At 49.0% G+C, this 12,138-nt stretch carries 5 protein-coding genes; all 5 read left to right on the top strand.

Going from position 1 to position 12,138, the window contains the following annotated elements; genetic code table 11:
• The first annotated feature begins 21 nt into the window (after window positions 1-21).
• Window positions 22-1,002 (top strand): LnmK family bifunctional acyltransferase/decarboxylase, encoded by a 981-nt coding sequence (locus AC3WTF_RS18835; protein ID WP_042635336.1) that lies wholly within the window; start codon window positions 22-24, stop codon window positions 1,000-1,002.
• Window positions 1,003-1,026: 24 nt separating this feature from the next.
• Entirely contained in the window at window positions 1,027-1,299 is a 273-nt protein-coding gene (locus AC3WTF_RS18830) for an acyl carrier protein (RefSeq protein WP_003153264.1), read from the top strand.
• On the top strand, window positions 1,296-2,660 hold the full coding sequence (locus AC3WTF_RS18825) for a long-chain fatty acid--CoA ligase (protein ID WP_043020814.1): 1,365 nt from the start codon (window positions 1,296-1,298) through the stop codon (window positions 2,658-2,660). The genes AC3WTF_RS18830 and AC3WTF_RS18825 overlap by 4 nt, the downstream gene beginning before the upstream one ends.
• 14 nt (window positions 2,661-2,674) lie before the next feature.
• The gene (locus AC3WTF_RS18820; RefSeq protein ID WP_007408405.1) at window positions 2,675-3,412 is read left to right on the top strand and encodes an SDR family oxidoreductase; all 738 of its coding nucleotides are present in this window, start codon (window positions 2,675-2,677) and stop codon (window positions 3,410-3,412) included.
• Window positions 3,413-3,451: 39 nt separating this feature from the next.
• Window positions 3,452-12,138 (top strand): SDR family NAD(P)-dependent oxidoreductase (locus AC3WTF_RS18815; protein WP_492314334.1); only part of this gene is annotated, 8,687 nt, incomplete at its 3' end.

Genomic DNA, 12,138 nt, shown 5'->3' with positions numbered 1-12,138 from the left:
TTTTTCTGCGGAGGACAGACCATGCTGATTGAAAATCATGAATTAACGATGAGCCATGTCGGGTTAGGGAATTTGAATGAGTACGCGCTGCTGCTGTTATTCGGCAACGCACACAGTCACCATTTAACGGACGGAACAGGATTCCGGCCTGATCAGATGGCCGATCACCAAGGGCTGATTTTGTATCCGGCTTATTTTATGACACATCTCAAAGTTCCTTCAGATCAGCCTCTTGATCAGTACCGATTATGGGACGAGGTTTCCGTCGGAGTCGATATCTCCCGGTTTGGAGAAACCATATTAGAATCTGATTATTTGTTCGGGCCGAAAGGAGCGGTCAGCTCTGATAAAAGCGAGTGGGACCGGGGACGGTTTCCTTCTATGAAAGCCAATAGTTTAATTGTCGTCGACGTCACACAAACAGAAGGTTCGACGCGCAAAGTCTCAGCGCCTAAGGCTGAATGCATTGCGGAACTTTCTAAGCTAGCCAAGCCGCCTTACGCGCTGATGCGGTCAAAGAAAATAAGAACGGACGCCTTCGGTATGAAGCCGGGCAATCTCAAAACAGCAGACCCCGTTTCATATCGGGTTCCTATTGATCAGGATGCTGCGCCCGGGCATGCCATGGTGTTTGCGAAATTCAGCAAGATAATGGATGCGGCGGAATTTGAATGGATGACGCGCCGGTCGAAGCCGGGTTTTCCGGTTTCAATCGCGCGGCATTTATTTTTGCTTGAAAGAGAGACGTATTATTACGGAAATTGTTTTGCAGATGAAGAGCTTGATATTTATATGACGGGACACATTGAAGAATGCGATCCCGACTTTCACGGTGAGTCCCTCGGTATGATCTCAGTGGCGAAAATCAGCTATCAGATTGAAGTCTATATGAAAAGAAATCATACATTGCTGGCCATTTCCAAGGTGGACAAGCTGCTGGCGGTGCCGACCTCTTCACAAGATCATATTCCGGATTATAAGCGGGTCATCAGAAGTCTATAAAATGAAGAATGGAGCTGAAAGCAAATGGAACAAACCAAGGAAATGAAGCAGATCATCGCTCAAATCATTCAGGACATTCAAGAACAGCAGTCATATCGGGCCGTCGAAGCGGGAGATGATGTGAGAGTCATAGAGGATCTGGGCTTCTCATCACTGGATATCGCTCAATTAGTCGCACAGATGGAGATGGAAACCGGAGTAGATCCTTTTTCCCAAGGAGAAACGATTTCCAGCATTACAACCGTCGGCAGCATTTGTGATATTTATCAAAAATATATGGACAGTGCTCAATCATGAAAACAGAAAGCGGGGGAGATATCAGCTGGGTGACTGATAAGCTTAGGGAAACGCAAGACAGTGAGTTTCTCATTTTTAAAGGGCAGACTTTTACGTATGATGATTTGCTGGCACGAATTAGCTTTTTTCAGAAAGAACTTGAACAAAACGGAATACGTGAAGGAGAATGTGTGGCGCTTATCGGGGATTATTCCCCGAACGCTATTTTTTTGCTGATGGCGCTTTTGTTAAACCGAAATATCGTTGTCCCTCTCAGCAATCAATCAAGGGAAAAGCATCTCGATATGTTTGAAGACGCGAAAGTGAATCAAATCATTGAAATAAATGAAAATGACAGCTGGACGCTTCGTGGAGGTTCTGAAAGCGCCTCTCACCCTCTGTTTGATGACCTGCGCGAGAGAGGGGAGTCAGGCATTATTATTTTCACATCGGGAACTTCCGGCAAAAGCAAAGCATCCGTGTTAAGCGCCGGCCGGCTGCTTGAAAAATATAAAACAGCGAAGAGAAAACCGCTGCGTACGCTCATTTTTCTGAAATTGGATCATATCGGCGGCATTAATACGCTGTTTGCGATTCTGTTTAACGGGGGAACCATCGTCACATCAGACAGCAGAACGCCGGAGTCCGTTTATCAGGCGGTCGACAAGCATGCTGTCCAAGTGCTCCCCGCCACCCCGACCTTTTTAAACATGCTGCTGATGTCCAAGGCGGATGCCGGCTATAACCTCTCTTCACTCCGGCTGATCACTTACGGCACAGAACCGATGCCCCAATCAACGCTGCGCGGCATTCACCGGCTGTTTCCGGATGTACGGCTGAAACAAACATACGGATTAACTGAACTGGGTATATTCTCAACGAAATCAAAAGACAGCCAATCCACTTGGATGAAAGTGGGCGGTGCCGGAACAGAGACCAAAATTACCGGAGGCACGCTTTGGGTCCGTTCTGAGTCCGCGATGCTCGGCTATTTAAACGCACCGTCACCTTTCGATGAAGACGGCTGGTATGACACCGGTGACCAGGTGGAAACAGACGGCGAATATATAAGAATCCTTGGAAGAAAGAGTGAAATCATTAATGTGGGCGGAGAGAAAGTGTTTCCGGCAGAGGTGGAAAGCGTCTTTCTGGAGATACCGAATGTCCGGGATGTTCTCATAACGGGCAGAAAAAATCCGATTACGGGCGAGATTGTTGCGGCGGAGGCCGTGCTTGAAAAAGAGGAAGATATCAAATCTTTCAGAAAGCGGGCCGTAGCTCATTGCAAACAAAAGCTGCAGCCATATCAGATACCGCAGATCATCTCTGTTACAGATCGGAAACTGTCTAATGACCGATTTAAAAAAATAAGAAACGTGTAAAACAGGAGGCAAATATGAATAACGGAAAAGTAGCGGTCGTCAGCGGAGGAAGCCGGGGGCTGGGAAAAGCGATTGTACAGACGCTTTTGGATGAGGATTACAAAGTAGCCGCTTTCAGCCGCAGTGAATCTGATTTTATTAACACATTGAGAGAGAGTGAAAAGTACCGCGGCCGCTTTTATTGGGAAGCGGCGGATGCGGCGGATGATGCCGCCATGAAACAGTTTGTTCTTCAAGTATACCGCAAGTTTTCCAGAATAGACGGCTTGGTCAATAACGCCGGTTTGAACCTTGATCAGCTGCTGCCCCTGACCAATGATGAAGACATTGACCGCATCCTCAATCTGAATATCGGTTCAGTCATCAAGCTGACCCGAAACGTTTCCCGGGTCATGCTGAAACAAAATTCCGGATCAATCGTTAACATAAGCTCCATTATCGGCTCAAGAGGATTTAAAGGCACTTCAGTCTACAGCGCATCCAAAGCGGCTCTTGACGGCTTGACGCGAAGCCTGGCCAGGGAGCTCGGGTCTAAAGGAATCCGTGTCAATTCACTTGCGCCCGGTTTTGTGGACACCGATATGACGAAAAATATGCCGGAAAAACAAAAATCGCAGATTATCAGAAGGACGCCGATGGGACGTTTAGGCGAAACAGACGATATGACCGGACTCGTTCGTTTCCTGCTTTCTCCTGAATCGTCCTTTATGACCGGACAGACAATGGCCATAGACGGCGGATTAACTTGTTAAAGCACAGAAAAATTCTTTTGTACAAGGGATGGTATCCTCATGAAATGTATTAACGAATTTTTAAGAACGGTAATAGCGCAAAAGCTGGGTGCCGAGGTGACCGAAGCGGAAGATAAAACCGCTTTTTTTACTCTTGGCGTGACGTCTCTCATCAGTGAAGAAATCATGACCATATTGCATAAAGAATTTACCGGCCTTTCTGAAACGCTGCTGTTTGAATATCCGAACGTTGAGAAATTGAGTGAGTTTTTAAGTGCGCAGAAACGAAATCCCGAAAGCGTTCTTGAATTCAAAGAAACGGAGCCTGATACGGGAAGCCGGCAGGAAGAAGAATTGCTTCCCGTACAGGCGGCTGAAAAGGTGCCTGTACAGGAAACGGACGGGAGCTCTGATATTGCGGTTATCGGAATGAGCGGGATGTTTCCGAAAGCGGAAAACCAGCATGATTTTTGGAACAATTTAATGGAAAATAAAGATTGTGTCACTGAAATCCCAGAGGATAGATGGGACAGCTCTTATTACTCGGAAGAGAAAACGGCAGAATACGCGTCATACAGTAAATGGGGAGGTTTTATTGATCATCCGGATCAATTTGACCCGCTGTTTTTTTCTGTTTCCCCGTGGGAAGCTGATTTAATGGATCCTCAGCAAAAATTGTATGTCACGTGCTGCTGGGAAGCGATGGAGGATGCCGGTTACGGGAATCCGGCGGCCAGGCCGACGGATCAAATCGGTGTATTCGCCGGAGTGACCTGGAATGAATATTCATTAATTGCACACGAAGAAGGTTTCCTCAAAGATCAGTACAAAGGCCCCGGCTCCTTATATTGGGGCATTCCGAACCGGGTTTCTTATTTCCTTGATCTCCATGGCCCGAGCATCGCTGTTGATACGGCGTGTTCTTCATCGCTTGTCGCCGTCCATCAGGCTTGTCAGGCCATTATGTCGGGCGACTGTGAAATGGCGCTGGCCGGAGGCGTCAACCTCAGCTTACATCCGCAAAAATACATGTTTTTAAGCCAATCGCATTTTCTGTCTTCTGAAGGAAAATGCCGCAGTTTCGGTGAAGGCGGAGACGGTTACGTGCCCGGTGAAGGTGCGGGAGCCGTTTTGTTAAAACCATTGAAAAAAGCGATTGCGGACAACGACCACATCTACGGTGTCATTAAGGGGTCCGCCACTAATCACGGCGGCAAAACGACCGGGTATACGGTGCCGAATCCGGAAGCGCACCGGGACCTGATTTTATCCGCTCTAAACAGAGCCGCGGTAAGTCCGGCGGATATCAGCTACATTGAAGCTCACGGAACCGGCACGGCACTCGGCGATCCGATTGAGATACGCGGCCTGTCTATGGCATTTGATAAACAGACCGATGAGAAAAACTACTGCGGAATCGGCTCGGTGAAATCCAATATCGGACATTTGGAAGCGGCTGCAGGGATCGCCGGTTTAATCAAGGTGCTTTTAAGCATGAAACATGAAACGCTTCCCGCCAGTCTGCACTCCGAGGAACTGAACCGCAAGATTTCTTTTTCTGATTCGCCATTTTATGTCGTCCGAAACAACCGGCCGTGGCCGGCTGAAGGAGATAAACCGAGAATCGCCGCAATCAGTTCATTCGGCGCAGGAGGCTCTAATGCCCATCTGATCGTAGGTGCTTATCAGCCAAAACGGCAAGCGGACGGGAATACTGAGCAAAAACCGCATGCCGTCGTATTAAGCGCACATTCCGAACAGCAGCTGAAAGAATATGCCGGGAAATTAAGCTCTTTTCTCGCCCGATTGGAAAACCTGCCTTCTGCCGGCGGATACAGTCTGGAAAATATCGCTGCCACCTTATTGTCAGGCAGAGAGCCTTTCTCCTTCCGGCTTGCTGTCATTGCATCATCCCTTTCTGAGCTGAAACAGCGATTGGACGGATTTGTAAGCGGTCACAGCGACGGCAGGCAAATGTACTTCGGAAAAGCGTCACCCGGGCGGCCGGATGTTTCAGGCCAATCCGTTTCAGATCCTGAGAAATTTGCCGCGCTGTGGGTGAAAGGCCTTCAAGGTTGCAAAAAGCCGGAAACGCCGTATCAGAAAGTTCCGCTTCCTACGTATCCGTTCTTAAAGGAAACGTCCTGGCTGACCGATCAAAAAAAGCGGTATACAAAAAAGCCACAAAACACCAAAAGGCGTGAAGCGCTGCATCCTCTGCTTGATGAGAATGTTTCATCCGCCCGGAAAGGGACGTTTCAAAAGATATTTTCCAAGGATGAATATTTCTTTAAAGATCATTTAGTGAACGGAAAATATGTGCTTCCCGGAGTCTGTCATCTGGAAATGGCGGCATACGGCGCGGGATTGTGGGGAGAACGCCCGGTCGTCTCTCTTCAAAGTGTGTGGTACATGGAGCCGATTGTGACAGGGACAGACCCAAGATCTGTCATGATAGAGTTTGAAGCAGAAAAAGAGCGTATAAGCTATGTCATTCAAGAAAAAGGAGCAGACGGCGCCCTCTTTTCGCAAGGAGAAGTGATTTGTAAAGAAAAAGGGGCGTCTTTTGAGGCCCCGGCCTTTCAGCTCCCGGCGCCATTTGCGCAGAGAACGGAGCCGGAAGACATCTATCACTCGTTCTCTGAGGCGGGAATCGTGCAAAAGGACAGTTTTCAGGTCATCCGCGAATTCTCTTATACAGAAAGGAAAGCACTGGCCAAATTAACGCTCCCGTCACACTTGGAAGCCGATTTTAAACAGTACATCCTACATCCGTCCTTAATGGATGGCGCTGTTCAAACTGCAATGGCGCATGTGCTGCAATTTCAAAAAGAGCCTGCGCTTATTGTACCGTTTTCCTTCGGAGAAATACAGCTGCTTGAACCGTTAGCGAAAACCGTATTTGTGCATGCAGAGGTAAAAGCGGCCTCCGTTCACCAATTTGATCTGCATATTTGTGATGAGCGCGGCGTGCTGTTGGCGGCAGTGAAAGATTTTATCATAAAAGAGGTGCAGGAAAGCGCCGGGTTTAACCAAAAAGCCGGCGTCACGCCGAAGAAAAGCCGTGAAACGGAATTGCTTATGACACCGATTTGGAACACCGTCACCATTCCGGAAACCGGCATGTCTTTCATGCGTGAAGAAAAAATAATCGTCATCGGGGCCGGGCCGAATTTTCAGCAGGCTTTGAAAGAGATGTATTCCGATGTCCGTTTTCCGGACATCACTTCTTTGGACAGCGCGGAACAAATGGCTGAAACATTGAAAGCGCAAGGCTCTTTTCAACACATGATATGGGCGGCGCCGGATCATCCCATTCCATCCGTTTATGATGCGGATACGGCCGAGGGACAGGAGCACGGGGTCATGCAGCTTTTCCGGCTGGTAAAAGCGCTTCTGCTTCTGAATTTTGACACGGAACAACTATCATTGACAATCTGCACGTTTCAAGCACAGCCGATTCATGAACATGATGAGGTCAATCCGAGTCATGCAAGCATACACGGATTAGCGGGGTCGCTCGCAAAAGAATACAGCAATTGGAGCATCCGGCTTCTTGATTTGGAATCTCAAAGGGGAGACCGGCATCTTCCCGATGTCTTCTCTTTACCGGCGGACCCCGAGGGAAATCCGTGGGTCTTTCGTGCAGGTCAGTGGCACCGCCAGCAATTGGCCGTCTGCCAGCCTCATGCAGATGAGCCTTCATTATACCGGCACGGCGGGGTTTATGTGATTATCGGCGGAGCAGGCGGAATAGGAGAAGTATGGACTGAATATATGATTCAGACCTATCAGGCGAAAATTATCTGGATCGGGAGACGGAAAAAAGATACACAGATTGAAAGAAAGCTGAAAAGACTTGCGGCTTTAGGTCCCGCACCGCAATATTTCAGCGCAGATGCTGCGGATTATGACTCTCTCAAACGGGCGTATGACACCATTGTGAAGGAAAATGGAAAGGTCCGCGGAATCATTCATTCCGCCATCGTGTTATCAGACCGAAGTTTTGCCAATATGGAAGAGGATCAGTTCCGCGCTTCACTTTCTGCAAAAACTGATGTGAGCTTGCAGATTGCCCGGGTAGCTGAAGGGGAACCCCTGGATTTCTTGCTGTTTTTCTCTTCGATGATGTCGTTTCAAAAAGCGCCGGGACAGAGCAATTATGCCGCCGGGTGCACGTTTAAAGACGCTTTTGCTAAGCGGATCTCACAGAAAGCGCCGTATGCCGTAAAAGTTGTCAATTGGGGCTTTTGGGGAAGTGTCGGCGTTGTCGCTTCAGAACAATACCGGAAACGGATGGAGCGGGACGGAATCGCTTCTATTGAGGCGCCCGAAGCGATGAAAACGCTGGAAACCCTGCTTTCCGGACCTCATGACCAGCTGGCGCTGATCAAAACGACAGATCCGGTTTTTATGAAAGACGATCTGAAAGAACAAGTAACGGTTTATCCGGAAAAGATTCCTTCCGCACTCGGACAATTAACGGTTAACATCACGCAGAATGACGAAGCTGAGCGGTTAAAAGCATCAAGTGTCATGAGCTGCATGAGAGAGATGGAGTCCCTTATTGAAAAAATGCTTGTATCAACCCTTTATGAGATGGGAGCCGGGCTTGGTCAGGCTTTGCCGTTATTTCAATCGGCTGCCGGCATAACGGAACAATACAGCAGATGGCTGAAAGAGAGCTTTGTCCTCCTGAATAAATTAGCGCTTACTCCGGAAAAAACGGATCTAGGGCAGGTGTGGGAGGAATGGGAGCGGAAAAAAGAGACTTGGCTGCGCCAGAAAGACATGAGGGCGCATGTCAGATTGGCAGAAGAGACATTGCGTGTGCTTCCAGACATTTTAACCGGAAAGCTTCCGGCAACGGAAGTGATGTTCCCTGACTCCTCCTTCCGTCTTGTGGAAGGCATTTACCGCAATAATATCATTTCTGATTTTTTCAATGACAAGCTTGCTGACACATTGATTGCAGTTTTTAAGGAACGTCTGGAAAAAGACCCGCAGGCGAAAATCCGCATTTTAGAAATCGGAGCCGGAACGGGCGGGACGAGCGCCGCGGTCATGAGAAAATTGAAACCGTATGAAGCGCATATTGCCGAATATTGTTTCACGGATATTTCTAAAGCATTTCTTTTACATGCAGAAGACATATTCGGTCCGGAATATCCTTATGTCACTTATAAAATATTCAACGCTGAGCAGCCGGTATCAACAGAAGCGCCGGACATCGGCACGTATGACGCAGTGATCGCGACCAATGTGCTTCATGCGACAAAAAATATCCGCTCTACGCTGCGCCATGCGAAAGCAATGCTGCAAAAAAACGGCCAGCTGTTTTTAAATGAGATCAACAGCCGCACCATATTCAACCATGTGACGTTCGGCCTTCTTGAAGGCTGGTGGCTGTATGAGGATCATGATTTACGGATTCCGGGCTGTCCGGGGGTTGAGCCGGCCGGCTGGGCGGAAGCGCTTTCGCTTGAAGGGTTCGTCCATCCTCTGTTTCCAGCTGAAGCCGCACACGACTTAGGCCAGCAGATTATAGCGGCTGAAAGTGACGGAACGGTCAGGCTTGCCCTCCCGCAGGCGTCAGAAGAGAAGCCGGAGCGCCGTCCGTATGACGCAGATGGTCTTTCGGATGATACTTTGCATGTCAGCCTGAGAGAAAAAAGCGTTGAACTGTTGAAGAAGGTCATCGGTGAAGCGCTTAAAGTGCCGGCGCATCGTCTTTTATCCCATGAACCTTTAACCGCATACGGATTGGATTCCATACTGGTCGTCAGACTGACCAACGCGTTAAAAGACGTCTTCGGTTCTGTCAGCAGCACTTTATTTTTTGAATATCAAACCATTGATGAGCTTGCTGATTACTTTCTGTCTTCCCGTAAAGAAGCGCTCGAGCGGCAATTCGGGAATGGACGGGCTCATCCCGAAAACGCCGGACGGGTGCAGGCTCCCGCAGAAAGCGCCGCGCCGATTCCAAACGTAAGAGAACGGGGCATCGCATATCTGACGGAATTAATAGGAAAAACGCTGAAGATTCCGAGCGGGAGAATGGATCAGTCGGTTTCCTTAACCGCATACGGTTTGGATTCTATTCTGGTCGTCAGGCTCACAAATGCCTTTCGTAACGTGTTTGACCAAATGACCAGCACCCTCTTTTTTGAATATCAGACGATAGAAGAAATCGCGGATTACCTGCTTCTTTCTCAGCCGGAAGCATTTATGAAAGCGATGGGTGTGCGTGAAGAGCAGCTGTCTGATCACACAGATAATCTGAATGTAAAACAAAACAAGATTCCTCAAAACGAGGAAGGCAGCAGGACGAACGGAGATCCCTATATCCAGGATATCGCTGTCATCGGTCTGTCAGGCCGGTATCCGGGCGCCGATCACGTTGATGAGCTGTGGGAAAATGTAAAAGCCGGCAGGCATTCTATTACTGAAGTGCCGAAAGATCGCTGGGACTGGAAAACGTTTTATAACGAGGAACGCGGAAAATGGGGGTCCATTTATTCAAAATGGGGCGGTTTTCTCGATGACATTGATAAATTTGATCCGCTGTTTTTCCGTATATCTCCCGCGGAAGCTGAAAGGATGGATCCGCAGGAAAGGTTGTTTCTGCAGACTGCTTATTCAAGCATTGAAGATGCGGGGTACACCCCGGCCACGCTTTGTGACAGCCGGAAAATCGGAGTCTTTGTCGGTGTGATGAACAGCAATTACCCGACAGTTCCCAGCGACTGGTCTATCGCAAACAGAGTATCGTTTTTGTTCAATTTCCAAGGGCCGAGTATGGCTGTGGATACAGCCTGCTCTTCTTCTTTAACAGCTGTCCATCTCGCCGCAGAAAGCCTGCGGAGCGGAATGAGTGAAACAGCGATTGCCGGCGGAGTCAATCTTATCGTTGATCCGGCCCACTATGAGCGGCTGTCCGCTTTTTCAATGCTGTCTCCCGGTGATAAATGCAAATCTTTCGGAGACAGTGCGGACGGTTTTGTTGACGGTGAAGGAGTAGGGGCGATTGTGTTAAAGCCGCTTGCTCAAGCGGAGAAAGACGGCGATCATATTTACGGCGTTATCAAAGGAAGCATGCTGAACGCAGCAGGCAGGACAAACGCTTATATGGTGCCAAATCCGAAAGCGCAGTTTGATCTGATCGCAGAGACGTTGAAACGGACAGACATTCACCCGAGAACGGTCAGTTACTTGGAAGCCCACGGAACGGGCACTGCGCTCGGTGATCCGATTGAAATCGACGGGTTAACGAAAGCTTTTCGCCTGACAACAGAAGACCGGCAGTTTTGTTCCATCGGTTCCATTAAATCAAATATCGGACATTTAGAAAGCGCTGCCGGGATTGCGGGGATCACCAAACTGCTTCTGCAATTGAAACATAAGAGGATTGCCCCTTCATTGCATGCGGCGGAATTGAATCCGAATATTGAGTTTGAGCACACTCCGTTTTTCGTACAGCAAAAAGAAACGGAATGGAAACGACCTGTCTTGAATATCACGGGTAAAATGAAGGAATATCCGAGAATTGCCGGCATTTCCTCGTTTGGAGCAGGAGGTTCAAACGCACATGTCATCATTCAGGAATATGTGCCGTCTGACAGCCTGAAACCAATGGAAAACGCGTCTGTTTCTCCGCAAAAACCGGCTGTTATCATTTTATCAGCGCGAAATGAGCAGCAATTATCAGAGCGCGCCCGCCAGCTTCTGGATGATGTCATAAGAAAAAAACGTTCTGACGGGGATTTGGCCAAGATCGCTTACACGCTTCAGGCGGGAAGAGAACCGATGGCTGAGCGGCTTGCATTTACGGCCGAGTCGATAGAAGAACTGAAAATGAAGCTTATGAGTTTCTCAAACGATCATAATATCGAACATGCTCATATCTGGCGGGGCAGGACAGCCAAACATCATTCATTGGCGGCTTCGCTCACTTCTGATGAAGATATGGCGCTTACCATAAATGCCTGGCTGAGAAAAGGGAAATACGGAAAGCTGCTTGACCTTTGGGTTAAAGGACTTGACGTCGATTGGTCAGCTCTTTATCAGTGCAACCCGGGCCGCATCAGTCTCCCGGCCTACCCTTTTGCCAAAGACCGATATTGGGTCACAAAAGCTGATGTGTCACTTGACAAAACAGGCTCAGCGAAAAGTGAGAAAGCAGCCAGACTTCACCCGCTGCTCCACGCGAATACATCGACCTTTACCGCCCAGCGTTTTACTTCTGTTTTTTCAGGACATGAACCGTTTTTTGCCGATCACATCGTCAATGGAAAACCGGTGCTTCCGGGCGCGGCTGCTTTAGAAATGGCCCGGGCCGCCGTTACATTTGCCGCCGAAGACTTGCCGGGCGGGAAAACGGGTGTAAGGCTCAAACAGATCGTTTGGCTCCGTCCGGTGACGGCGCTTTCTGAAGGAGTGACGCTTCATGTAAAGCTTCAGCCGGAAGAAAACGGAGACATCGCTTTTGAAGCGTATGCCGAAGGAGAAGAGCCGCTTGTCTTTTTCCAGGGAAAGGCCGTGCTCGAAGAGACGGAGCGTGCTCCTGTTCTCGATGTAGAAGCGGTTCAGGCGCGCTGCGGCGGCCGTCACTTGTCAAAGGCTGAGTGCTATGAAGCGTTCGACAGCCTCGGCATCACCTACGGACCGTCGCATCAGGCGCTTGACGCCGTCTATGCCGGAAGCGGAGAAGTGCTCGCGAAGCTCACTCTTCCGCCGTCCGCCCGCGA

This window comes from Bacillus sp. EB106-06-01-XG163 (assembly GCF_058791615.1).
This window is presented reverse-complemented; position numbering and strand designations above follow the sequence as displayed.

What these genes read in the sequence shown, in the direction of transcription:
- AC3WTF_RS18835 (WP_042635336.1), top strand. Translation starts at nt 22, where the DNA reads ATGCTGATTGAAAATCATGAATTAACGATGAGCCATGTCGGGTTAGGG.
- AC3WTF_RS18830 (WP_003153264.1), top strand. Translation starts at nt 1,027, where the DNA reads ATGGAACAAACCAAGGAAATGAAGCAGATCATCGCTCAAATCATTCAG.
- AC3WTF_RS18825 (WP_043020814.1), top strand. Translation starts at nt 1,296, where the DNA reads ATGAAAACAGAAAGCGGGGGAGATATCAGCTGGGTGACTGATAAGCTT.
- AC3WTF_RS18820 (WP_007408405.1), top strand. Translation starts at nt 2,675, where the DNA reads ATGAATAACGGAAAAGTAGCGGTCGTCAGCGGAGGAAGCCGGGGGCTG.